The sequence below is a fragment of the Nostoc sp. UCD121 genome, from assembly GCF_014222285.1.
Classification (GTDB): Bacteria; Cyanobacteriota; Cyanobacteriia; order Cyanobacteriales; family Nostocaceae; genus Nostoc.
In genome coordinates this window covers 1-24,898 of the sequence record NZ_JACKZS010000114.1, presented here as the reverse complement: position 1 = coordinate 24,898, position 24,898 = coordinate 1, and the positions used below count along the sequence as shown (strand labels likewise).

The following is a 24,898-nucleotide window of genomic DNA, read 5'->3' as shown; positions in this document are numbered from 1 at the left end:
TATGTAGGTTGGGTGGAGTGAAACGCAACCCAACATTACCACTTTATTTATGTTGGGTTACGCGATCGCTACACCCAATCTACAAAACTACGGTTCTCAAGGTAGACGAGATTTAACTTTGAGTTTCAGCCAGAATTGGTAAGCTAATGACAAATTCTGTTCCTTCACCTGGAGTAGAATTTACATTTAGATTGCCACTGTGTTTTTCTAGAACAATAGAATGAGCGATCGCTAATCCTAATCCCGTTCCTTTACCAACACCTTTAGTAGTAAACAAATGATCAAATATTTTTTCTTTGACTGACTCGCTCATCCCCACCCCATTATCAGCAATCTTTACTTCAACCTGTTGATATTTTAAGGAGGTGGTAATTGTAATTCGATTCGGATGAGCTTTAATATCCTCAAATGGCCGACCTGTATTTGATTCATCTAAAGCATCAATAGAATTAGCTAGAATATTCATAAATACTTGATTTAATTGTCCCGGAAAGCATTCAACTGGCGGCAAGTTACTGTAGTTAGTCACTACCTCAATTGCTGGACGTTTATCATTAGCTTTGAGACGATGTTTTAAAATTAGAATTGTGCTATCAATCCCTTCGTGAATGTTAAATGGAACTTTATAATCTCTATCGGCACGAGAAAAAGTTCGGAGGCTGATACTAATATTTTCTAGCCTCTCACAGGCCATAGTCATCGAATCAATTATCTTGGGTAAGTCTTCTAATGTATAATTCAAATCAATTTCTTCAGCATGGTTCATGATTTCATCCCCCGGCTCGGAAAATTTTTCTTGATATAGTTTTAAGTGTTTAAAAATATCAACAAAGGTGGGTTTCGCTTGTTTGAGACTGGCAGCAATAAAGCCCAAAGGATTATTCATTTCGTGAGCCACCCCAGCCACTAAGTTACCCAATGCAGACATTTTTTCGCTTTGGACGATTTGTAATTGGGCTTGTTGCAAGCCTTGTAAAGCTTGACCGGCTTGTTGATAAAGTTGGGCATTTTCTAAGGCAATTGCTGCTTGGGAAGATAGTAGGTTAATTACCTGTAAGCGATTAGTAGTAAATACCCCTTGAATCAGTTTATTTTCTAGGTAGAGAATCCCTACGAGATGACCTTGGTTAATAATAGGTGTACATAATGCACTTTGGGGTTGATGTAACAGCATGTATTCCCCAATGACACCGGGAATATTGGTTTTACAATTATCTATGATGACAGTTTCTTGAGTATTTTTAACGTAATTGATCAGTTTTATGGGAATATCTTGACAAGCGTCTAGTAGTTGTGAATCAAGAATGGTTTTGACATCAGTCTGAGAATTTGACTGTTGATCGATAAAGGTAATTGCCCGCACTTGCCAAATATCTTCTTGAGGAAGAATTAATACGGATGTTTTTGCACCTGAATTTTCTAGGATAATGCGGGTGAGGCTGCTGATGAGTACATCTAATTCGATACAACTAGAGATAGTTTGAGCGGCTTTGAGAATGCAGGTTAAATCTAGAGTATCAGAAATATTAGTACTGCTGGTAGCATAAGTAGATGTACCGACAATAGTAGCTATGCTTTCTAAGGGATTAAAGTAGAATTCTTGCTGTTGCAAAATGGGCTTGAGTAATTTGGGATAGCGTTTTTCCAAGTCATCAGTTTTGGCTTTTGCTCCCCAACGGGCATAGCAGTAATATGCCTGTTGCAGATATCCTTCTGCGGCTTTTTCTTTACCCCATTCTAAGTAAAATTTGGCAGCAAGCTCGTTAGCGATCGCAGTTTCCTGAACATAGTCATTGGCGATCGCTTCTTGGATAGCTATTTCATAGTAATCTGCGGCTTGTACGCGATCGCCAGTTACACGAGCTTGTTCAGCCAAAACTAAATTGTACTTATGCTGATAATTGACTGGTGCATGATTTGCCCATTCTTGCATTTTTGCTTGGTTTTCAGCTACTTTCTGGAGATAAAGCTGTTGCTGTGCTTCATTTGCTTGAGAACAAAGAGCTAACAAACTCAAAGATTGATAGAAATTTCGCAAAGGAACAATTAATAAGCCTGCTGCTCCCTGCTCATACTGCTCAAATTTTTGGGAATATTCCCAAGCAGACTCGTATTCGCTAAAAAGATAAGCTAGGAGAGTTTTTGCTAGATAGACATAACAAATACCATTAATATTGTCAGTTGCAATCAAAGTTGGTAACATCTCTTCTTCGTGAAAATGTTTACCAATTAAACAGCATGGATTAACCGCTTCCCCTTGTAAATTTAAAACTGTCTGCCGCCAGATATTTCCCCAAACTAGAGATACCTCTTGTTTAAGCTGCTGCATTAGGTCGCAATATTTATCTGCCTCTAGCACCGCATTTTCTAAATTTTCTCCACTCCAAAAGAGAAACTGACTATAGCAATTAGCACAATAACCAACATATTCTAAATTTCCAGTTTCTAATCCACTTTGTAACCCATCTAAAAATAAACCTAATGTGGACTTAATTGAATCTTTCCAATGTTTAATAAATAGGCTAAATGTGAGATAAACTCTACTTTTAAGTTCTTTCGTTTGAAATTTATCTAAAAGTTGCATTGCCAGTTTACCAAAGCTATATCCATCTTCAATTGCACCAATACTGCACAAAAATAATCCATAGAGACTGTAAGCTACAGCAGCCTGTGGTGAGTTGCCAGATTGAATACAAATTTTGATCATTGTAAAAATCTTGAGTGGTAGCAACATCGGTTTGGCTATATAAACCGGGGCAAATAAACCCGATAAAATGCGAAGTGCAACTAGTTTTTTGGGATCGGTTATTTCTGGCATATCTGCCAATGCTGCAATTGATTGATGAACCAATATTTTTTGCAACTGGTCATATTCATCAAAAATCATTTGAGTGTTGCCGTCTTCAGGTAAGGTCAAATCTAGTAATTGGAGTGCTTCTCTACCTGTGGCTATTGCTTCAAGAAATTTATTTTGTGCTGTATAAGACTGGATTTGAATCTCATAAGTACGAACTTTTTCTAATGGAGATTTAGCGTTTTTGAGGATAATCTCTACTAATGATTTTGATGAATCAAAGTTTGTATTCAGATATTCTGCTTCAGCCGCAGATTCGTAAACAGCAAGGGCCAAATCATAGCTACTTTGCCAAGCATTTGTCGGTAATAGAAGCATTGCAACTTTTAAATACTCAACTGCTGTTGCATAAGCAGTTGAGTTTTTGGCTTTACAGCCAGCGATTAGATTTAATCGGGCTAGATGTTCTCGTTCGCCAGGTTGTTCCAACAACTCTAATCCATAATTGAATTGGTTAACGATCGCAAAAATCCCTTCCTCTTGCTGGTGTAGAGGTGTATTTTCCAGCAACAATCGCCCAATTTGCAGGTGTGTTGACTGTTTTTGTGCTTCTGGAATAAGTGAATAAGCAGCTTGCTGGACGCGATCGTGTAAAAATTTATATACAGCCATCTCAGAATGTTCTTGAGTAGCTGCTTGATTTTCTGAACCAACAAAAAACTTATAAACCTCACTTTGCGGCAAAATTAATCCTTCTTGCAAAGCCTTCCACAAACAATCTGCGGTTTCTACCTCCGATTGTTTCGAAACAATCGCTAATGTTTTTAAATCGAATTGATTCCCAATACAAGCAGCTAGCTTCAATTGTTGTTGACTTGCTTCTGATAGTCTTCGTAATTGGAAGACCATAAACTCAACAACATCATCTGCTAAAGTTTGCTGATTTATTTGGGAAATATCACATTGCCAACATCCCTCTACAAAATTGAATTGAATTAGACGGTCTTGATGTAGTGATTTGAGAATCTGAGTCGCAAAAAATGGATTACCTTGAGCTTTGCGATCGACCAATTGTGAAAGAGATAATGCCACATTATCTGTACAATTTAACGTATCGGCTATAAGTTGATTCAATTGTAATTGATTGAGTGGTTTCAGGGTAAGGCTATTTACAGTTACACTTGTTTTGCGAATTTCATCCAACATCACCATCAACGGATGTGCTGGAAATACTTCATTGTCTCGATACGCACCAATTAACAACAAATATCCCTGATTAGCTTCATTCGTTAATAATTGTATAAGTTTCAATGAAGCGGAATCTACCCACTGCAAGTCATCTAAAAATATTACTAAAGGATGGTCTTTAGTTGTAAATACTTGGAGAAATTTCTGAAATAATAAATTAAATCGGTTTTGGGCGGCGTTACCTGATAACTCTGGTGCAGGGGGCTGTTTGCCAATAATTCTTTCTAATTCAGGAATTACTTCAATAATTACCTGACCGTCTTCACTTAATGCTTGAACAATTTTATTTTTCCATTCTTGTATTTTAATACTGCTTTCTGCTAGTAACTGCTCCATAAAATTACGGAAAGCTTGGACAAATGCCGAAAAAGGAATATTCCGATTAAATTGGTCGAATTTGCCTTTGATAAAATAACCGCGTTTGCGAACAATAGGTTTATGGACTTCGTTAACAACCGCAGTTTTACCAATTCCAGAAAACCCAGCGACCAATGTTATTTCTGTTGCACCCAGGCTGACATTTTCAAATGATTTTAGTAGGGTTTTTATTTCTAATTCCCGTCCATAGAGTTTATCAGGGATAATAAATCTATCGCACACATCCCGTTGGGCAATTGTGAAACTTTCAATTTTACCTGTTTTCTTTAGTTGAGCCAAACTATTTTCTAAATCATACTTTAATCCTAATACGCTTTGATAGCGGTCTTCAGCATTTTTTGCCATCAACTTGCTAATTATCTCCGAGATGATAGTCGGAATTTGTAAGTTAATTCTATGTATAGAAGAGGCTATTTTAGCAATATGAGAATGCACCAATTCCATTGGGTCATTTGATTGAAAAGGTAACTCACCTGTGAGTAACTCGTAGAAAGTTACACCAAGTGAATAAAAATCAGTTCGGTAGTCAATCCCTCGATTCATTCTCCCTGTTTGTTCTGGAGAAATATAAGCTAGTGTTCCTTCTAATACATTGGGACTAATTAAGGTTTGTGTTTCCCTTGGTAATAGAGAGGCAATACTAAAGTCGATTAATTTAACTTCTTTGGAATGAGGATTAATTAAAATATTGCTCGGTTTGATGTCTTTATGAATGATGCGCTCAGTATAGAGTATCTCTAAGGTATTACACAGTGCGATCGCTATTTGTAAAAACTCTTGCAAAGACCCGAAGTTCCGCGTCTGGTTACGAGTAAAATAATCTTTTAGAGAAATGCCACCAAAATCTTCCATTACCAACACATAGCCATTTTGATATGCTTCCAGGCTGTAAGTTTGGACGATCAAGGGTGAGTTGAGATTTTTGCCAATGGTGTACTGATTGCGAAACTGTACCAGTTCATTAAAGGTGGGATATGGATTTTTCAGCAGTTTGATCGCTACAGGTAATGAGTCACTTTCTCGATACCCACGATAAACTATGGTTCTCGCACCATTGTAGATTTCTTCAATGACTTGATATTTGGGAATGCTAACCTGAGTGCTGAACATACTGCTAAATTCTAGTGATTTCTTAGTATATTGTTCCCAAATTAGTAACGTTACACTAATCTTAATTGCTAAAGATTCAGTGGCTTAACATTAGATTTATAATTCCCAGGCAGTTGATAAGGTTTGGTAAAAACCCAATTTCTCCAGACGTTGTTTCTAAAGTGTAGTCTTAGAGACAAAATTTTAAAACATCAAATGCAGACATAAGAGAGCAAACTACTAGCACCTGCTGAAATTTTTAGATAAGTTTCGTAGTCTGACTAGTAGTTCATGTCATTATTTCTGAAAGGTTAAGGTGTTCAGATTCCCGACTTCTTAAAGAAGTCGGGAATCTAGCAGCCCCGCAAAATTAATGCGATAGACCACTATGCTTGATAAGCAGGAGCGGTAATAAATTACCCCGCCTGCTGTTATTGAACTGATATTTAAAGAGGGTTATGTTGTAAGCAGCCCTCAATTACCTTTTTCTGGAATTACCGCATAAGCATCAATTTCAAACAACATCCCGTCAAGTGCAAGCCTGGGAACAGGGATAAGAGTATTTGCTGGTGGTTGATTCCCCCATAAATTTATAATTTCACGCCCTAATGGAATCAATTTACTTTGGTTGTAATCCGCTATAAGAATAGTAGTCTTTGCTACATCTTGTGGTTGTGCCCCAACGGCTGCTAACGCATAACGGAGGTTTTTAAAAGCCTGTATTAACTGCTTTTCAAATTCATTGGAGACAAGATTTCCTTGTAAATCGGAACCAAATTGACCAGAAATATAGACGGTTCTTGCCCTTGATGGTGTCACAGCTATATGGCTATAGCCATTTTGGGGTGCATTATATAATGTTGGTGGGTTCACCAATTTCAACTCTTTGTTGTCTTTAGCGCTCACTTCCTTTTGTGTTGCCACCATCAAGGCGGTAGTTATCCCGCTACCTCCAAGCCACAAAAGTGCATTTCGTCGTGATAAGTTTGCTACTAGTGAATTTACAGCACTGGTAATACGTCGAGTCATTAAAGCTCCCTAAATATGAGTTCTGTATTTTTGCTCATACTGAGTTCTATTATCTACCGAATTGAAGTAAAAAGCACTAATTAAGATGGCTGTGTCGGAGCAAACAGTCAGCGCTAAACGTACTGACTGCTTCAGCAAACTGCTCGTTTTGTTCCATCAATGCCATGTGTCCACCTGGTTTGAGGGTGACTCTTTCAGAGTAAGGTAATTCTGCTTTCATGCGATCGCTTGCCACAGGTTTAGTGGCTATATCTGAAGCCCCACACATAACCAATACAGGTACGTTAATAGTTGCGAGTGTTTGTGCTTCGTCAAACTTTAACATTGCCAGTGTGCCACGAGCCAAAACACCAGGCGAACCCAATGCTGATAGGAAAGCGGCAAAATTGAGTTGACCGCGTGTTTCAGTACCCGTAAATCCAGATAATTCTACGCTGATATACAGCGAACCATTGAAATACGAAAGCCAAGTCATCAACCAAAAAATCGGCCACAGCACGATAGTCAGATACAACAAAGGTTCGAGTAGCGGTTTCTGCAATTTCCGTACCAGATTGCTGAAGATGCAAGTTTTAACCGGATTGGTGTAAGTAGTATCTACAAGAATTAAGCCAGCTACCCGACTCCCTAATTGCTCTGGAAACAGGCGACAGAATGTCAGGTTAATCATCCCACCCATGCTGTGCCCTAGCAGGATAACAGGTTTATTCCCTGCTATAGCAACAACAGCTTCTAAATCACGGGCATATTTTTCTAGGGAGTGATCGTTATTTTTCGGTTTAGAGGATTTTCCTAACCCTGGTAGATCCCAAACAATTACTCGGAAGCGATGTCTACGACGGGCTACGCCTACGCTTAATTGTCGTTTGGCATAATACCATATAGTACTGTTTGGCCCCCAACCATGTGACAAGATAATTGGTTGACCATCTTCAGGGCCAAAAAACTCAACTTGTAACACGCTCCCATCAGGACGTGGCAACCGTTGCACAGTTTTACTACGCATAAACTTGGGTTCCTGATTTCCAGGACGACGCAGCAGTGGCAAACTGATAAAACGGCCGCCAAAAGTCCACAGAACCATTACTAGTCCAACTACTAAGTAAGAAGTTCCTATAAGTTCTCGTTCGTACCACTCATAGAGAATGTAGATTCCCCCACCAAGTATCCCAACGGATAGCAGTTGAAACAGCCATATAAGTAGAAAATTATGAGGCATGAATATCATGAGCCTAAACCTTGAGATACTTTGTTAACTGCATTGTCTTTTAGGTTCATACCATAGTTAGAATCATCCAACTTTCACTCCTAGGAATGATTTATACAGTGTTGTCAGGATGATAAAAAGACTGAGTTAGTTAATAATTACTAATTAGCAATAGTTACAAAGTGTTGTAATTTTGTATAAGTTTGAGTTAGTATCTTAAATTTTTACAGCTTAGATATAGGAATAATATTTGATTTCTGAAAATATCTCAGTAGTGGCGTGCCAAGGCTAAAATGTTGCAAAAAAATGTAGGTTAGGTGGAGCGGAGCGCAACCCAACCTACGCCTAATGCATTATTTTACCAGTAGGGTGCGTTACGGAAGCCGTAACACAACGCCAGTCCGCTCAAATCTGTAAACTAGCCCATGCGGCTGGCTCCCCTACATATAGATTTTTTCAGAAATCAAATACTAGTTCTATATTTGAGTTTTTGTTTATAGTGAAAAGTTTCGTGATAACCCACCTGAAGTAATGATTACAACAGTTTTGATGTATTTGAACTACATCCGTTGTAGGGGCAATTCATGAATTGCCTCTACCGCATGGTTTAATTATCTAAGAATTGTTGTAAATCTGTCAACCGATAGAACCAGATGAGTTGTTTAAACTATCTATTGAAATTATGCTTGAAGTGAATTAATTGTGAAGATAAAATATCTAAAACCATCCTATTTAATAGAGTAATTGTAATCCCTTGGTCTGTAACTGCTGCTCAATATACTGCATTTCTTCGATAGTTTCTCCAGTAATGATCGCATAGAGATCAGTGTAGATTTTTCCGTATTTAGCCTTCTCTAAAGCCGATAGAATAATCAAGTCTTTGCGATCTAATTCTGGTTTCAAGGTTATGAGGATTGATTCTAATGTCCCCTCCATTCGGTAGTTACTGGAGTATTTAGCTACTTCTTTTCCCAGTTGCAGTAGGGTATGACGCTGCAAGCACAACGGAGTAGAACCATTAACTCGGAAATTGGCATCGATCGCATAAAATTGTCCGTCTTGGTTTTCCAGCACATCAAAGCCAATCACGCCAAAATATCCGTGTTTGTGAGCATAATCACCAATGTTGGCAATCATTTCAAAGAACTTGCTCATGTCAGTTTTGCCGTAGTCAATCACTCCTCCTAAATAGTTACCTTCTGGAGTGACGAGTTGTCCGGTAGTGCCGATGAGAGTTATCTCCCCCGCTTTGTTGACATAGAACTGTACGCAGTAATTCTGCACTTCATTCTTGACGAACTCTGAGATAATAATCGTATCAAGCAACTTAATATCAAGATATTTCTTAATTTCTTCAAGGCAGTAGTTTAGATCGCTAAGACTTTTGATGATATAAGTGCCTTCTCCTGAGAGTCCGTGGGACGTTTTAATTAAGTAGGGAAATTGTGGTAACTGAATGTCTGCGATATTGACTTGGTGCAGATTGTAGCTCTTATATTTTGGACATTGCACCCCTAGTTCGTCTAGCGTTACTTTGCTGAGTAAACGGTAATGGGTGTCTGAAGCAACAGCGTGTTTTTCAGGTTTTAGACAATCGAAGGGAAATAGAGTGATGAGTTTATCAAAGCGTTCGCTGTGGCTGAGATCGTCTAGATAAGTCGAGCAATCCATCATCTCAATATTGGAGTGCTTGAATCCGAAATGCTCTTGCCAGTATTCAAGCAGGGGCTTTGGTGGCGGAATAATCACAATTCCGGGAAGGTGATCGCCTAGGACAGCCAGATTTTTCCAAGGTTCTTTCTGACAAATCTTGTCGAAGGAGGTTTTGCTGGCTTCACTACTGCCATCTTGAATAAAATATTTTTTCCGGTTGGGATAAGCAGCCCAACTCGCAGTTGCAGGATAATTTAAGATAAATCCATAAGATCCATCTGTGATATCTTGAGCAAACAAGTCAGAAAGAGAACTGCCTTGAAAGTATTGAAAGTTATATTTTGAGTTCATTAATTCCTCCGATAAATTGCATTCATTTGTGAATGCGGTTGCTTGTATAAAACAAGCCTATTAGATTTATAAATAACACCAATTAAAAACAAGCTAATACTTGAGCAAATTCTGGTGTAATTAAGTTGGCACAATAAAATTAAACTATGTAAGTTTTGTAGGCTGGGTGCAGCGATCGCGTAACCCAACATAAAATTTGGTGGTAATGTTGGGTTGTGTTTCACTCGACCCAACCTACATAAATATATCTTTTAAAAAAATCTAGGTTTCAACATGGATAAGGTTTGTTTTTGATTTTCGTATTTTTTAATTTTGATTTAATCTACCAATAGAAATAATAAATTTAGCTAGATATTCCATCAAAAGAAAGCTTTTATAAAATGGTTGATAGATTAAAGATGATGCAATGAACTAAATAGCCTTTACGATAAAAAACGTAATATTCGATATTCTTCGTTTCACAAATAGGAAATAAACAGTGTTACCAAAAAAGGCCACCCCTAGCAATCAAACTCAACGCTGGACATTTGCTCAACTTTTTGGACTGGTAAAACGTAATCCCCTGATGATTTCGCAGTGGGTGATCCTCTGGGTAGCTGTGGGTACTGCTGGTGGTCTATTCGCTGCGTTGTACTGGAATGTTTTAGAATTTTTAACTCACCATCTGCAACGATTTGAAGGTTTTAACCTCCTGATAGTGATGCCAGTTGCCGGTTTAGTTATCGGGCTGGTAATTCATTTTTTGGGAAATCCCGGTGAAATCGCCGTAATTGTTGATAATATCCATTTTCGTGGCGGACGCTTAGATGTTCGCAAAAATCCCTCAATGATTCTTGCTTCTCTAATCAGCATATCGGCAGGCGGCAGTGCTGGGCCAGAAGCGCCACTAGTACAAGTAACAGGTTCTTTTGGTACTTGGATTGCCGATCGCCTAAAACTTCAGGGTGAAGACCTCAGAACTATAAGTTTAGCAGCGATGGCGGCTGGTTTTACAGCTTTGTTTGGCGCACCTCTTGGCGGTGCAATGTTCGCGTTGGAGATTTTGCACCATGAGCATATTGTGGAATATTATGAAGCCTTGATGCCAGCCATTGTTTCAAGTTGCGCTAGTTATCTGGTATTTGCAGCAATTACACATTTGGGAATTGCACCCACTTGGCATTTTCCCCAGTACCACCTAGAAAAAATTGATGATTTTGCGATCGCGATCGTATTCGGAATCATTGGGGCGGTGGCGGGATGGATTTTTATGAGCATTTTCCGGGGCTGCGATTACTTGTTTGCCCGAATTCCGGGCCCCATTTATGTACGCACAACATTAGCAGGATTTGGGCTTGGCACTTTAGCAGCTTTATTACCCCTAACCCGCTATTTTGGACATGAAGAATTAGAACCAGTCATCACTACTAGCTTTGGTGCTATTTTTCTCTTAACTCTTGCCCTTGGTAAAATGGTAGCCATTAGCATTACGGTAACAGGTGGATGGCGTGGTGGATTCATCATCCCCCTGTTTTTCACTGGTGCTTGTATTGGTAAAGCAGTAGCAGTGTTAATTCCAGGGCTTAATCCCGCCCTTGCCATGATTTGTACAATGGCAGCTGTCAATGCAGCCGTAACGCGCACACCTATAAGTACGACTCTGCTGCTGTCAAAACTGACTAACCTAAGTCCTTTTACACCAATCCTTTTTGCCAGTTTAATTGGATTTTTTCTCTCGCCCAAAGTTCCTCTGATTGCATCTCAACTGAAGTCCCGGAGAGAAGCTACTGAATGAAAGGCTAGACACAAGGAAAGTGGAAAGTGCTTATCCGAACCGTGTTACCTGCAAAAGTGCGATCGCCTTTTGATTTTTCTCGTGAACGCTTTATTTTCAGGATGGCGATCGCTTCTTGCGTGTAACTTCGATTCTTTTGTTTACCAAAACTGTATTACTGACGGAAGAGTAATTTAGCCTAGTTTATACCTATTCCTCTTGCCATTATTGCTGCTAATAAAGGAATTAGGGTAAAACCAAGCAATTCAATTCTAATGAGCCAGATGAGACGATTTAGTTTTAGTAATTCTAGCTTGGGTACTTGCCCCTGTTGCAAACTTTTTACCCAACCAATAAAAGAAATAGTGGGATAGAGAGATAGCAAACCCACCACTATAAAAACCACAACTTTGGCGTAAAAAACTGGGTTGCTCAAATAGTAATCCGCGCCTTTACCAAAGTAAATAACACGCAAAATACCTGTGACAAGAACGACGGTTGCTGATATACCATATACTGCATCAGCTATGACAATCTTCCAAGCCTCATTTAAACTCAATTCTTTTTTTAAATTCAATGCTTCTGATACCAGAGCGCCAAAACACAACATAATGCTTAAATAATGTAAGTACGCAACTATGGCGCTTATCCACATATTATTTTTAGTTTTTGCTAGTTTACTGTTTTGATATTACTTTTGATGCGAAAACTTTCACCATCAAGCTCAAACTAGCACTAAGACAACTAGCTAAAAAGTGACCAATAATTCAGATTTTCATTGACTACGAATCCACAATCATTAACAAGGGTTGTTACTGCATTCCCTGGTGATTCCAGCTTTGACTTGCAAAAATTGGCTGGAATCGGCTTTGTTGTGGCCAACGTTAAAAAGTTTGATGGTGTAGATGAATACAGGAATAATCGAGTCTTACTGTAACGGGTTTTTAGAAATTGTACCAGAGAGCGATTATTGGCAGATTGTAGCTATACACATCAATGGCCACGCCTACTGCCCTACTCCTCGGCTTTATCGTTCAGAAAAAGTGGCATTAGCAAAAGCTGCACAAATTTATGATTGGCTAGCCGATAGCGAAGGAGAAATTAGTGATGGGGTTTACTACTGTTCTGAATTGAAACTCATCTTATGGCAACAAACGAAAGTATCTTAATTAGCCTTGCAATCCAGAATTGGACTTTAAATTAGTCTGAGTGGCGATTTTCTCTAAAGTAGGGAGTACCTAAAGCTTTCGGGGGTGTAGATTTCCCCGCTAATCCGACTAATGCTAATAAAGCGATCGCATAAGGTAGCATGACTAAAAATTGGTAAGGGATATTTGCCCCTAATGCCTGAATTCGCAGTTGTAAAGCTTCTGTAGCCCCAAACAGCAAACAAGCCAAAGCACTACCTACAGGATGCCATCTACCAAAAATTAATGCTGCGATCGCAATAAATCCTTTACCAGCACTCATCCCTCCGGCAAAAAATCTTACCTGTACCAGAGTTCAATAAGTACCTCCTAAACTCGCAAGAGAGCCACTAATCACCACTGCGATATAACGAACAAATGATACTGGAATTCCAGCCGTGTCAGCAGCTTTCGGAGATTCACCCACTGCCCGCAATGTCAGCCCGAAGCTAGTTTTAAATAAAAGGTATGTAGTTAAAATAACTAAAACAAATAATAAATATACTAAAAAATCTGACTGAAATAGTAGCGGCCCGATCAGGGGAATATTGGCTAAACCAGGAATAGTAATTGCCCCAATTCCAGGTAATTACTGTGTACTACTGCCACTAAACACTAACCGGGCTAAAAACGATGTTAACCCAGCTTCGACAAGATTAATTGCTAGCACAGATACCAATTGATCGACACGCAAAGTTACACATAAAACAGCATGGAGTAGTCCAACTAATCCCCCAGTAATAAGGGATGCGAGGATACCAAGCCAGGGATTGCCTGTGTAGAAAGTAGCCGCAGCACTAGTAAAAGCACCAGTTAGCAACATTCCTTCTAAGGCGATATTTAATACGCCCGATCGTTCTGAGTACAATCCTCCAAGGGCTGCAAATGCTAAGGGGACGGCTAAACAGACAGAATTCATTCTGACTCAAAAAGCCCATAGTCCAGTGATAACGAGTCTGCTTACCCCTGCTTATTTAGAAGATAATTATGGGAAACCTTAATTTGTGAGAGCGAAAGGCTTTTGCCAGAAGGAACTAGAATTAGGAAACACCTAGCTGGGTTCTTCTGAATTTTGAAATTAGGAGTGCATGTGTGCCAAAATCCCCTAAATATTTGCTGATTGGATCAACCGAGACTTACAGCGGTAAATCTGCAACTGTTCTGGGTTTGTCTCATCAGCTACAGCAAAAAGGACTGGATATTACCTACGGTAAACCGCTTGGTACGTGTCTAAATTCGTCTAGTGGAACCGTAATTGAGGAAGATGTCCAATTCATCGCTCTTAGCCTCAATTTGCCGGAAAACCGTGTTGCACCTACAATGCTGGCTTTGGATGAACTCAATGTGCAAAAGCGCTTACGAGGGGAAGACAAAACCGATTATCAGCAATCCCTAATACAGCAATATTTACAAATGTCCCAAGGAGATTTGGTATTACTGGAGGGGCCTGGTGATTTTTCCGAAGGGAATTTGTTTGACTTGTCTTTACTGCAAATGGCTGAAGTATTGGACGCTGGCGTGCTGTTAGTAAGCCGCTATAAATCGTTGGTTTCGGTTGAGGCGCTATTGGCTGCTAAAGGGCGTGTGGGCGATCGCTTGATGGGAGTTGTGATCAATGATATCCCTGTCACCCAACTAGAAGCGGTTAACACTCTCTTGCGTCCGTTTTTGGAACAGCAAGGGATTCCCGTACTAGCTATGCTGCCGAGTAGCGATTTGCTCCGCAGTATTAGTGTTGGCGAACTGGTGAAGCAGTTAAAGGCTGATGTTCTTTGTCGCAACGATCGCATGGATTTGTTGGTGGAAAGTCTGGCAATTGGAGCAATGAATGTCAACTCTGCTGTCAAGTATTTCCGTAAACGCCGAAATATGGCAGTGGTGACAGGAGGCGATCGCGTCGAAATTCAGCAAGCCGCTTTGGAAACTTCTACCCAATGTTTAATTCTCACCGGGCAACTACCACCGCCACCCTTTATTCTAAGTCGTGCTGAAGAACTAGAAATCCCCATTTTATCTGTTGACTTAGACACTCTCACCACTGTAGAAATTGTTAACCGTACTTTTGGGCAAGTCCGTCTCCACGAGCCGATTAAGGTTCAGTGCGTTCGCCAGTTAATGTCTGAGCATTTTGACATTGACCGCTTGTTATCGAAACTGGGTTTAACTCCCGCAGCAGCATTGTCTTAGCCTCATCAACTCAAATAATTGAGATCATCAATGCTCAGTTATCAGTTAGGAGGCTGTATTACTTGTAAAGGCATAACCGGCTCGTTGTCACCTCCCAGGCGACGGCGGGCTGTTTCCCTCCGATCCATAGCTGGGACGTGCTTAGTTGTAGCAGCTAATCCAAAAACAGGCATATTTCCGTAAATCGCTTCATACCTTCCCGGTTCGATTAAATAAGTTTCGTGCAAAATACCAACACTACCATCAGTACCAATGGCTCGATTAAATCTTTGCCAAGTTTTTAAATGTGCATCGGCTGGATTTCTAGCAAAACGCTCCAAATCCACAAGCGATTATTGAACCAAACAATCAAAAAATTGTAGCAATGTCTAACTCAAGTTTTCCTCGCATCTACACGCTGTTTGGTAAAATATCTGGGTCGTTTAATCGGATTATGTCTATCTTTGAGCCAATCAACAGACCTTATTAACCTAGACACATTAGCCCAAGAACTAGCGACCATCCAGCAAACGGGTTCTAAAAAAATCGCCTTGTTGGGTTCTCGTCACGTTCCGATTACGCACCAGAACCTTATTGAAATGATGACTTATGCCCTAGTTTTATCGGGTAATCGCATCATTACTTCTGGTGCTACAGGTACAAACTCAGCGGCCATCAAGGGAGCAATGCGGGCTGATGCAAATTTGTTGACAGTGATTTTACCTCAAAGCCTGGAACGCCAGCCTTTGGAGTCGCGCCAGCAACTAGAACAGGTAATGCATTTAGTGGAAAATCCCAGTAATGATAATCTGTCCCTTGCTGAAGCTAGTTACCTGTGCAACAAGGAGATTGTCTCCCGTTGCCAGCAACTAATCTGTTTTGCGTTTCACGACAGCCGCACCCTGTTGCAAACTTGTCAAGATGCAGAAGAACAAAGAAAAGTGGTAACGCTTTTCTACTTTGATTAGTCATTTGTCATTTGTCCTTTGTCATTTGTATTTGACTCATGACCAATGACTGATGACTTATGACTAATAACCAACAACAATAAGTAATGATAATTTTTTTGTATTCGATCGCTGCTGCTGTCGTTCTAATTTACCTGCCATTTTTGGTAGTAGCTTATGCTCGTGTGCGTATTGGCAAGGAAATGCTTGCTACTCCTCGCGCCATGTTTGATAAATTGCCGCCTTATGCCCAACGAGCTACTTGGGCACATCAGAACACCTTTGAAGCCTTTATGGTATTTGCCGCAGCCGCATTGATGGCTTATGTAACTGGTGTAAATTCCTCTACAGCACAAGTTGCTGCGATCGCCTTTGTAGTGGCTCGTTTCCTATACTCAGTTTTTTATATTTTGAATATACCCCTTTTGCGATCGCTCATGTTTGCCATTGGTATGCTTGGCTCTACCACTCTCATCTTCTTGAGCATTATCCAAGCTACTAATTAAGCGGGGAATGGGGAATGGGGAATGGGAAAAATTTTTCCAAAATCCAAAATCCAATCCAAAATCCAAAATCTAAAATCTAAAATGTTTTATGGCTTCTACATTTTCCTTTGACATTGTGAGCGACTTTGACCGACAAGAGTTAGTTAACGCTGTCGATCAAGTTATACGAGACATCAAAGGTCGTTACGACCTCAAAGACACTGAAACTACTGTCGAGTTGGTCGAAGAAAGCATTAACGTTAGTACTGACAGCGAGTTTACCTTAGATTCTGTACATACCGTTCTGCGAGAGAAAGCCGCCAAGCGTAACCTCTCCCAGAAAATCTTTGATTTTGGCAAAGTTGAATCAGCTAGCGGTAATCGCGTCCGTCAAGAAATCAAACTCAAAAAAGGCATCAGTCAAGAAATCGCCAAACAAATTTCCAAATTGATTCGAGACGAATTCAAAAAAGTACAAGCCTCAATCCAAGGTGATGCTGTGCGGGTTTCTGCAAAATCTAAAGATGACTTACAAGTAGTCATGCAGCGACTAAAACAAGAAGACTACCCAGTTGCTTTGCAATTTACAAATTATCGTTAAAAGATTCGTAATTCGTAGTTAAGAATTCAATTACGAATTACGAATTATTTTAACCCCCTCCGCCAATACTTTTTTGAAATGCCGGACGCTCAGATAACTGCTTGATATAGTTCAACACCTCTGGGTAAGGGCTGAGGTCTAGCTTCAGCATGATGGGAATATAACTCAGAATAGAACCCACTCCCACATCAGCAACAGTGAACTCATTACCCAGCAAAAAAGGCTGCTTACTGAAAATTTCATTTAACGCATTCAACAAGCGAGGCATTTCTCGCTCCCGATTTGCTTCTACAAAAATCCCTGTAGCTAGGGTAGAATTGCCAAACAACACCCACTGGGAAAATACAGCACGTTCCTCTAATGAAAGTGGAATTTTACTGTACTTCTCGGCAAGATACAGCAAAATTGCCCCAGATTCCCAAAGCTGAAAATCCCCATCAACAATTGCTGGAACTTTACCAACTGGGTTAATTGCCAAATATTCAGGCTTAAGATGTTCACCCGCCTGCATATCGAGTTTGACGAATTCGTAAGGAACTTGTATTTCCTCTAAATACCATTGAACAATTGAGGCTCGACTACGAGCGCCACCGTAAAGTTTGAGCATAATTACTTAAAGAACTTTGTGAGTGTGAGAATGTTGTTTAACATTATCTTCTTTCGTTACAACTCTAGCGGCATTTAGCACTCGTTTGCGCTCAATGGAATACTTAAATTCAGTGTAGTTTGTGCCTAATGGAATCAGGGATTTTGCAGATTCACGCCGCTTGTATGTACGAGCGGCTGCAAATGCCCGTGGCACAAATTCCTCTCCAAACTGAGCCGACTCTGGAAAGCCATCTGGCAGGAATTGTGAATCGCCATCTAACAAAGATCCCAAAGTTGTTGCATGAGCCAGCTTATAGGAGGTAGGAATGCCCTTTAAAAGCGCTTCCAAAGCCGCAGAAGGAATCGGTTCTATAACTTCGATTTGATAAACTTCTCCATCTTCTTTGACGAAGCAGGTTGCCAAGCCGATAACAATGTAGTCATCGGTTGCTAAATCAGGGGCGTTGGGATAGGAAATTGCAGTTGTCATCAGAAAATTTCTCAAAACTTAAAAATTAAATCTGGATGCTGGGGCATTGGGAATTGGGAATTGGGAATTGGGAATTGGGAATTGGGAATTGGGAATTGGGAATTGGGAATTGGGAATTGGGAAGAGTGGAAAATTAATCTCCCTGCCCCCTGCCCCCTGCCCCTTTGCTTCTTCCCTAGTCCATAGTGCCCATGTCCTTTTCCAATCTCTAAAAAGAACGGCTTGTTGGCATTCTACCAATTTGTCGCTCTCACTATTTGACCAGTCTTTGAGATCGACATCTGCTTAGTACTTAAGCAAAATTACACACAGTAGGGGCAATACCCTGTGGGAAGACGCTCCTAACGTCGCTACCGCTTCGCTAATGCGAATGCGTATACATGAATTACTCCTACCCAGAAATCAGGGTTTGGGCTATTTTTTGCATAAATCCTGTTTCTATTTCTGGAATTGACTTCTGGGATCAAGTATCTATCATTAGGTTTGAGGAGCAATTGTTTATTTAGGACGTATATTTCTCTTGTGCGGCTAGGTAAAGTTCTCTCTTTAGATGGCTTTTTTGTAACCCTAAATACTTTAAAAATAGACACAGTGGTAAAAGCACTACCGAGCAAAAACTAGAATTTAATTTTACAAAGCAGGGATTTCAGGCAGGGAAAGATGAATATTCACTCATTTTTAGCTGACGATGACCAGCAAAGCAAGCAATATAAATATGTTTTAAATAATACAAATAAAGTCCAAAAGCACAGGAAAAACGATCGCAACGCATCTACTTTAGGGAATAACTACTTACGCTCTTTTGCTTTGAAGTCGGCTCAAGAAGGTGACTATGCTGAGGCGATCGCACTTTTAAGCCAACTAATTTACCGTCGTCCGCACAATGCCGTTGATTACAACAACCGGGGACTAATTTATTTCCAAAGTGGTGAAAGGCAAAAAGCGCTTTACGACTATAATACCGCCCTGAAACTTAATCCCTATTTGGCTAGTGCTTATAATAACCGGGCAAATTACTATGCAGCTTGTGGAGAATTAGCAACAGCACTTGCCGACTACGATCAAGCCATTGATTTGAATCCTGGCTATGTTCGGGCCTGGATTAACCGAGGCATTACCTGGCGTGACTTGGGGCGATACGAGGAGGCAATTGAGAATTTTGAGTTAGCACAGCTTTTTGGTCAACTAGAAGGTCATATCTGGGCTGAACGCGGCAGAACTTACCATCTTTGGGGTGACTGGAATTGTGCGATCGCTGATTATCGTCGTGCCCTCACCCAACTGCCTGCTCTCGAAACAACTAGGGACTTCACTGCTTCTCCCTTGCGTTTACAAATCGAAAATTGGCTAAACGATTTGTTATCGCCTGAGCATCCTACATCCTATTTGGTAGATTAGTTCTAAGTAAGTCGGCACAATAAGCCAAATTGCGTGAAGAAAATTAAACAAGGCTCAAGCCCTTTTTTTACTGCTCCTTATCCCCTGCCTGATCCCAAGGATAATTATTTACGCCGACCTACTTACTGGGAATTCAAAATTCAAAATAATTGATTAAATTTTGAATAGGATTTTACTAATAGATGATAACTACATAGCTATTCAAACATTAGCTATTAACCATTATTTATTAGCAATAATATAAATTAGCACCCGGTTTTTACGTAGCCAAAATCACAAGAAACCTAAATAATCCCAAATTCGCTATTTAGCTTAAGGTGATGACTCTGTTTGTTCATCTTCTCTAAGATCCTTATTCATTAACACAACCCGACGCTGATTAGGAGCAAATCGGAATCCTTGTTGTTGCATAATTCTTTTAGTTTGCTGGGGATCGAAGTTACGGCTAAATTCCACCTGTAAACCATCGACGTGTACTTCCATCAACTTGACTTCAGTATTAATTTCTCGCAACTTTTCTTGCTGTAACCAATGATGAGGCAAAAGTTGTGCTAAAGCAGATGCTGCTACGGCTGTAACAACAAGATTAACCGCTATCTTGGCTGTGCTTTCTAGTGCCATCACCTGGTAAGAACGTTGACGAAGATGCCGCTTTGGTCGAGGAATGACCCGGCGTTTTTGTATAGGTTGTAACGGTGGTCTGGAGGGTTGAATCGCGTTCATGATGCTAAAGGATAACCTCGCTTAGTGAAGGGAAGCACTGTAAAAGCCCTCTGGCGATAATTACTGCTTGATTTAGCTGTCATATTACTTCATTTTTTTGAAATCGCTACAAGTGTTGCACCAGTTAAAAAATAACCTGGCTTACGTAAGTGCTAGTTTCCTCGCTACTGATGGCATAAAGCCAAAAGAAGAAAGGAAATTGCACCCCGTACTGCCAGGATTATTAGCTTTTCAACTGTGTCACATCGTAGCCTTATTTGTAAAGTTCTGTGGCTAATCGCCAAGCGAGAACTCCTGGAATCAGCGCTACAACTAGAGCGATGTAGACTTGAGTGTCTGAGATGGAAGATATCTGAGCGATGTACAGAGTATCTAAGATAGGCATGGCTGAAAACCTCCTAACCTGAATAGATTTTGAACAGTTCGTTTACTACTTTTCCTTGTTTTGCCAGAATTGTGGAATATCTTGTTACAAGATGCAACAAAAGCAGTTATTAATCAGTAGTCCTTATTTATTCTCTATTAAAAAAATTTATAAAAATTATGAATTTGTATTTGGGTATCGACTTCGGTACATCTGGCGCACGCGGCGTGGTAATTGGCGAGGAAGCCTATTGTATTCAGGCTGAGGTGAAATATCCCTTCCAAGACTCAAAAGCCACCGTTACGCCAAAAATTTGGCAGGAGGCTTTGTTTGTACTGCTGGAACAAATACCTGACCAATTACGGCGAAAAATTAAAGCGATCGCCATTAATGGTACTTCTTCCACCGTCTTACTTGTTGATGCTGCTGGCAATCCAACAGACGCACCACTGATGTATAACGATGCGCGGGGATCATTGCTGATAGAGCATTTGAGGAGTATAGCACCCTCCAATCATACCGTGTTGAGTGCCACCTCCAGCCTAGCCAAACTTTTGTGGATGAGGCAATTACCCTCTTTTAGTGAAGCTAGATATTTTCTGCATCAGGCAGATTGGCTGGGGTTTCTCCTACATGGACATTTGGGAATTAGCGATTACCATAATGCTTTAAAGCTGGGTTATGACGTGGAAGAGATGAAATACCCAGAATGGCTAGAAAAACTGCAAATACCGATTCAGCTACCCAAAGTTTTAACTCCTGGTACTCCCATTGCCGAATTGCGTCCTGAAATTGTGGATAAGTTTGGTTTTAGCCGTGATTGTCTGGTATGTGCCGGTACAACTGATAGTATCGCGGCTTTTCTCGCCAGTGGTGCAAAATTACCTGGTGAAGCCGTGACTTCCTTGGGTTCAACATTGGTACTAAAGTTATTAAGTCGTACCCGGCAAGAAGATGCTAGATATGGAATTTACAGCCATCGGTTGGGTGATTTGTGGCTGACTGGGGGTGCTTCTAATACTGGAGGTGCAGTACTTCAGCAATTTTTCACCAACGCTGAGTTAGAAAGCCTTAGCCGTGAGATTGATCCATCAATTGCCAGCGAGTTAGATTATTATCCGTTGTTGAAGGTAGGCGATCGCTTTCCAATTAATGATCCCAATTTAGCCCCACGTTTGTCACCACGCCCAGATAACCCAGTGGAATTTTTACATGGGTTGTTAGAAAGTATTACCCGCATAGAAGCACGAGGGTACGAATTATTACAGCAAATGGGAGCAGACAAGTTAAGCCGTGTTTATACTGCTGGGGGTGGTGCGGCTAATGATACTTGGACTACGATTAGAGCGCGTTATTTGCAGATTCCTGTAGTAGCGTCGGTGTATACAGAAGCTGCTTACGGAACCGCGTTGTTGGGTATGGAAGGCGTGAAAAAGAGTAACGTGTAACTATCTTTTCGTAGATATCTTCTAAATCAGTATCTCTCCCAGTGACAATCGACATATCTCAGACCATACTGGGATGATTAGATACCGGACTATAGATTCCAGGTTAATGATCTGGGCAGCTATTCGGGGATGGGTGCTTCGCCACAAGCGAATGTCATCTGTCCCCTTTATTAATTATTGGTGTGAGTTTTAAGGGATTAGAAGAAAAAGGTTTTTTAAGAAGGTTTGACCTGTGCGATCAAGATTATCATCTAGACAAAAGGTGAGGCTGCGGACTCGGATTTGATCGCTTTTAATATTTAGTGGGTGTGTCAAGCCTTTGGGGTATATCAAAAACGCTTGTTCGCATTTTGTTGTGTTGGCGTAGCTGATCATTTGATAAATATCTGTATTTCCTGCCTGTTCAGGAGCTTTATACTTTGTATCCAAAACTGCTATTGTTTTGCCAGTATCAGCATCACACAGTAATATATCTATACTGAAGTGCCGATTCTGACTAATTTCTATTGGATGTTGCTGTTTAATAAAATAGCTTTGTGGTATGTTTTTCTTAAGCCATTCTGCAACAAAAAGTTCATATAAATGTGCCATATCGACGAGAAAAGGTAGGGTTTTGTAATTCCCTCTCTCATGACTAGGGCTACTATTTTCTAAAAAGAATCGACATAAATTATGTAATAGTTCATAGTCAGGATTAAGGCGATTATACTGTCTGGTAATACAATCTTCTTCGCTGCAAGGTTGCAGCGTTACTAATCCTTGTAGGGCATGATAAGCTTTTCGTACTGTTGGTGATACTCTCTCTGAACATAAGCTGCTACGACCAATGATATAAAGTGTCCATGCCAGGATTTGATTTTCTTTAATATCAGCCGTATGTTCTTCATAATCGCATTTAAGTTTAACATTCCACGGCTTTTGAATTAGCTGTTGCACATCTAGCCTTCCCCGCACATAAGAAAGCTGCTGTGTTTTAGGCAAGTAAGAACGATATAATCCTTTGCGGCATCGCTCTAAAACTTTATCGGCTAATATATGAGCCAGATTATTATAAAAATCCTCTAGGGATTTACAATCCATCATCCCTTCGAGAAAGCGGAAACCTTTAAAATTGTAGGCATATCCCAGCATTCCGAAGAGGTTTTGGATCGGCACTTTCGGATTTATTTTTACATGCAATTCAGGAGTAACAATAATGTAACCTACCCATCCTTTAGCTTTGAGTTTCCAATGTTCTCTCGTTTTATAGTTAGGAAATTCTATATCTACTTGGATTTTGTATTTTTCATATAACTCAAATCCTGCTGAATCAGGTATTTCAGCACGTTGAAATGATTTATTTTCGTATTCTGTAAGTTCAATAATTATTGGTTGTGCTGGGTTTATATCCATAGTTTATCTTTTATTTTATCCCAGCGAAACTCATCTACTTTTTCTAGCTGATTAAAAAAGTACTCTTCTAAATATGGCTCAATTTCCATACGCCATATATCTTCTATATCTTCACGTAGGTTGTCTGTTAAAAAGAATGAAATACCAATTTCGTAATTTTTATCTGCGATCGCCTGATTTAATTGCTCTAAAATGTTAATTAATCCTTCTACTGTAAAACCTCTTTTTTGGTGATAACTTCGCAGCACCTTATAGTTTGGGCGAAGTTCAATAAATGCAAAGCGGCGGCGTAGTGCATGATCTATATTTGCAATAGACCTATCTGCTGTATTCATTGTCCCAATAATGCGAACATTTTTCGGGATGCGAAACCTGTTACCGCCAGCTAATAGAATTTCTCTATCTCGGTACTCAAGTAAATACATTAGTTCGCCAAAAACTTGTGCGAGATTAGCGCGGTTTATTTCATCAATAATTAAAACGCAAGTTCCTTGATGATACTCTGCTTCTTTGCAGAATTTTAGAAAACTGCCTGGAAGCAAAGGGTATGTTAATTGTCCATCTTGACTTTGAGGACGGATACCTTGAATGAAATCTTCATAAGAGTATGCTGGATGAAATTGCACTAGTTCTGGAAAACCATCACTACCGCCGATTAAGTGTTTTGCAAGTTTTTCAGCTATGAAGGTTTTGCCTGTTCCAGGCGAACCGCTTAAAATTATTTGTTTTTTACGATTAATTGTACGTATCCACCGTTTTAAATCTGTTTCATCAAACCCAATTATTTCAGAACATTGCTTGAGAGAAAAGTTAGGGTTTATTTGATAACAGGAAAAAAAAGCCACAAATTTATTAGTAGCATCTATAACTTCTTCAGATTGCTGAAAATTTTTATTATTTATGCCTTTCATCCATTCTATGTCTGTATTGTCTTCGTAAAAAAATATTTCTATAATTGCAGTTTCATCTCTAATAAATCTATTATTTTGATTATAATTTTCATGTATTTCGGCTAAGTTTACCATCTTATCAAAAAATATATTCTCACTAATTATTTCAGCTTCTATTCTCTGCAACTCATATATATCTCCATCTACTTTAAACTGCTGGTGGTTAATTTCCCATGCAGATTTAAATAGCATTGAGTCACTGTCTAGGCTATCCATCAGTACTTGCATTACTTGCTCTAAAGCATTACCGACAAAGTACAAAAGTAGATTATTTGGTTCGGATTTCGGTAGTATAGGAAAGCGTAAATCATTTACATGGTCGATTATGTATTCGTTGTACTCATGAGTTATGTGAATACCTTCAAGCCACTCTGTGCTGTAATAAATAATATAGTATTCCCAATAATAATCATTAAAAAATTCCAGGTAAAAACTTACAATAGCAAAAAATCGTATGACTACTAGCAAAAGCTCACGTTTATTAGAATAAGTTGCAAGTCCGGTGTAGATTATTATTTCCCATGCTTGCCAAATCAGTTCTAAAGCTTCCCATTCCTGCTTTGATCCTCCAGTCGCAATTCGTGAAGCGTAAGCTACATCACCCCAAGTAAGAATATTTTTTTGATTCATATCACAGATGATCTAAATACCCCAATT

Annotated in this window: 21 protein-coding genes and 1 pseudogene; 9 read left to right on the top strand and 13 right to left on the bottom strand. The window is 39.8% G+C overall.

Going from position 1 to position 24,898, the window contains the following annotated elements; all coding sequences use genetic code 11:
* Positions 1 to 112 precede the first annotated feature (112 nt).
* From GNF10_RS22195 to GNF10_RS22180, 4 genes are all read right to left on the bottom strand, one after another.
* Positions 113 to 5,530, bottom strand: coding sequence for an AAA family ATPase (locus GNF10_RS22195; RefSeq protein WP_185583278.1), 5,418 nt, complete (start codon positions 5,528 to 5,530; stop codon positions 113 to 115).
* A gap of 453 nt (positions 5,531 to 5,983) precedes the next feature.
* Positions 5,984 to 6,538 carry a RidA family protein gene (locus tag GNF10_RS22190; protein WP_185583280.1) on the bottom strand — a complete coding sequence of 185 codons (555 nt, stop codon included), beginning with the start codon at positions 6,536 to 6,538 and terminating at the stop codon, positions 5,984 to 5,986.
* A gap of 76 nt (positions 6,539 to 6,614) precedes the next feature.
* Positions 6,615 to 7,757: an alpha/beta fold hydrolase gene (locus GNF10_RS22185; protein ID WP_260446063.1), complete on the bottom strand. Its 1,143-nt coding sequence runs from the start codon at positions 7,755 to 7,757 to the stop codon at positions 6,615 to 6,617.
* Positions 7,758 to 8,477: 720 nt separating this feature from the next.
* Entirely contained in the window at positions 8,478 to 9,749 is a 1,272-nt protein-coding gene (locus GNF10_RS22180) for a carbamoylphosphate synthase large subunit (RefSeq protein WP_185581515.1), read from the bottom strand.
* Between the two features lie 478 nt (positions 9,750 to 10,227).
* On the opposite strand from GNF10_RS22180, the gene GNF10_RS22175 reads away from it, so the two are divergent.
* Positions 10,228 to 11,523: a chloride channel protein gene (locus tag GNF10_RS22175; protein WP_185587747.1), complete on the top strand. Its 1,296-nt coding sequence runs from the start codon at positions 10,228 to 10,230 to the stop codon at positions 11,521 to 11,523.
* Positions 11,524 to 11,701: 178 nt separating this feature from the next.
* On the opposite strand, the gene GNF10_RS22170 is transcribed toward GNF10_RS22175, so the two are convergent.
* Positions 11,702 to 12,157, bottom strand: coding sequence for a DUF2214 family protein (locus GNF10_RS22170; protein ID WP_185587749.1), 456 nt, complete (start codon positions 12,155 to 12,157; stop codon positions 11,702 to 11,704).
* Positions 12,158 to 12,280: 123 nt separating this feature from the next.
* On the opposite strand from GNF10_RS22170, the gene GNF10_RS37960 reads away from it, so the two are divergent.
* The gene (locus tag GNF10_RS37960) at positions 12,281 to 12,439 is read left to right on the top strand and encodes a hypothetical protein (RefSeq protein WP_221644656.1); all 159 of its coding nucleotides are present in this window, start codon (positions 12,281 to 12,283) and stop codon (positions 12,437 to 12,439) included.
* Positions 12,408 to 12,671: a hypothetical protein gene (locus GNF10_RS22165; RefSeq protein WP_185587751.1), complete on the top strand. Its 264-nt coding sequence runs from the start codon at positions 12,408 to 12,410 to the stop codon at positions 12,669 to 12,671. Before GNF10_RS37960 ends, GNF10_RS22165 begins: the two co-directional genes overlap by 32 nt.
* A 31-nt stretch (positions 12,672 to 12,702) precedes the next feature.
* On the opposite strand, the pseudogene GNF10_RS22160 reads toward GNF10_RS22165, so the two are convergent.
* A pseudogene (locus tag GNF10_RS22160) lies at positions 12,703 to 13,608 on the bottom strand (ABC transporter permease).
* A 173-nt stretch (positions 13,609 to 13,781) separates the two neighbouring features.
* Here GNF10_RS22160 and GNF10_RS22155 point away from each other — a divergent pair.
* Entirely contained in the window at positions 13,782 to 14,876 is a 1,095-nt protein-coding gene (locus tag GNF10_RS22155) for a phosphotransacetylase family protein (RefSeq protein WP_185586698.1), read from the top strand.
* A gap of 41 nt (positions 14,877 to 14,917) precedes the next feature.
* On the opposite strand, the gene GNF10_RS22150 is transcribed toward GNF10_RS22155, so the two are convergent.
* Positions 14,918 to 15,202, bottom strand: coding sequence for a DUF4188 domain-containing protein (locus GNF10_RS22150; protein ID WP_311774201.1), 285 nt, complete (start codon positions 15,200 to 15,202; stop codon positions 14,918 to 14,920).
* A 117-nt stretch (positions 15,203 to 15,319) separates the two neighbouring features.
* Between GNF10_RS22150 and GNF10_RS22145 the strand changes: the two genes are divergently transcribed.
* The 3 genes from GNF10_RS22145 (at position 15,320) to GNF10_RS22135 (ending at position 16,888) form a co-directional block, all read left to right on the top strand.
* Entirely contained in the window at positions 15,320 to 15,823 is a 504-nt protein-coding gene (locus tag GNF10_RS22145) for a DNA recombination-mediator protein A (RefSeq protein ID WP_185586697.1), read from the top strand.
* A gap of 86 nt (positions 15,824 to 15,909) precedes the next feature.
* On the top strand, positions 15,910 to 16,308 hold the full coding sequence (locus tag GNF10_RS22140) for an MAPEG family protein (protein WP_185586696.1): 399 nt from the start codon (positions 15,910 to 15,912) through the stop codon (positions 16,306 to 16,308).
* Positions 16,309 to 16,396: 88 nt separating this feature from the next.
* Positions 16,397 to 16,888: a YajQ family cyclic di-GMP-binding protein gene (locus GNF10_RS22135; protein WP_163934825.1), complete on the top strand. Its 492-nt coding sequence runs from the start codon at positions 16,397 to 16,399 to the stop codon at positions 16,886 to 16,888.
* Positions 16,889 to 16,937: 49 nt separating this feature from the next.
* Here the strand turns inward: GNF10_RS22135 and GNF10_RS22130 are convergent, their stop codons facing one another.
* Both GNF10_RS22130 and GNF10_RS22125 read right to left on the bottom strand, forming a co-directional pair.
* Positions 16,938 to 17,495, bottom strand: a complete 558-nt coding sequence (locus GNF10_RS22130; protein ID WP_185586695.1) for a glutathione S-transferase family protein — start codon at positions 17,493 to 17,495, stop codon at positions 16,938 to 16,940.
* A gap of 6 nt (positions 17,496 to 17,501) precedes the next feature.
* Positions 17,502 to 17,966, bottom strand: coding sequence for a hypothetical protein (locus GNF10_RS22125; RefSeq protein ID WP_185586694.1), 465 nt, complete (start codon positions 17,964 to 17,966; stop codon positions 17,502 to 17,504).
* A gap of 660 nt (positions 17,967 to 18,626) precedes the next feature.
* Here GNF10_RS22125 and GNF10_RS22120 point away from each other — a divergent pair.
* Positions 18,627 to 19,364: a tetratricopeptide repeat protein gene (locus tag GNF10_RS22120; protein WP_185586693.1), complete on the top strand. Its 738-nt coding sequence runs from the start codon at positions 18,627 to 18,629 to the stop codon at positions 19,362 to 19,364.
* A gap of 312 nt (positions 19,365 to 19,676) precedes the next feature.
* Here the strand turns inward: GNF10_RS22120 and GNF10_RS22115 are convergent, their stop codons facing one another.
* Both GNF10_RS22115 and psaM read right to left on the bottom strand, forming a co-directional pair.
* Entirely contained in the window at positions 19,677 to 20,087 is a 411-nt protein-coding gene (locus tag GNF10_RS22115) for a hypothetical protein (protein WP_185581804.1), read from the bottom strand.
* A 253-nt stretch (positions 20,088 to 20,340) separates the two neighbouring features.
* Positions 20,341 to 20,430 (bottom strand): photosystem I reaction center subunit XII, encoded by a 90-nt coding sequence (gene psaM / locus GNF10_RS22110; RefSeq protein WP_040630342.1) that lies wholly within the window; start codon positions 20,428 to 20,430, stop codon positions 20,341 to 20,343.
* A gap of 200 nt (positions 20,431 to 20,630) precedes the next feature.
* On the opposite strand from psaM, the gene GNF10_RS22105 reads away from it, so the two are divergent.
* Positions 20,631 to 21,899, top strand: a complete 1,269-nt coding sequence (locus GNF10_RS22105; protein WP_185581805.1) for an FGGY-family carbohydrate kinase — start codon at positions 20,631 to 20,633, stop codon at positions 21,897 to 21,899.
* A gap of 189 nt (positions 21,900 to 22,088) precedes the next feature.
* Here GNF10_RS22105 and GNF10_RS22100 read toward each other — a convergent pair whose 3' ends face one another.
* Both GNF10_RS22100 and GNF10_RS22095 read right to left on the bottom strand, forming a co-directional pair.
* A complete protein-coding gene (locus GNF10_RS22100; protein ID WP_185581806.1) occupies positions 22,089 to 23,291 on the bottom strand; it encodes an McrC family protein in 1,203 nt (400 codons plus the stop codon).
* On the bottom strand, positions 23,282 to 24,871 hold the full coding sequence (locus GNF10_RS22095) for an McrB family protein (protein WP_185581807.1): 1,590 nt from the start codon (positions 24,869 to 24,871) through the stop codon (positions 23,282 to 23,284). Before GNF10_RS22095 ends, GNF10_RS22100 begins: the two co-directional genes overlap by 10 nt.
* Positions 24,872 to 24,898: the final 27 nt, after the last annotated feature.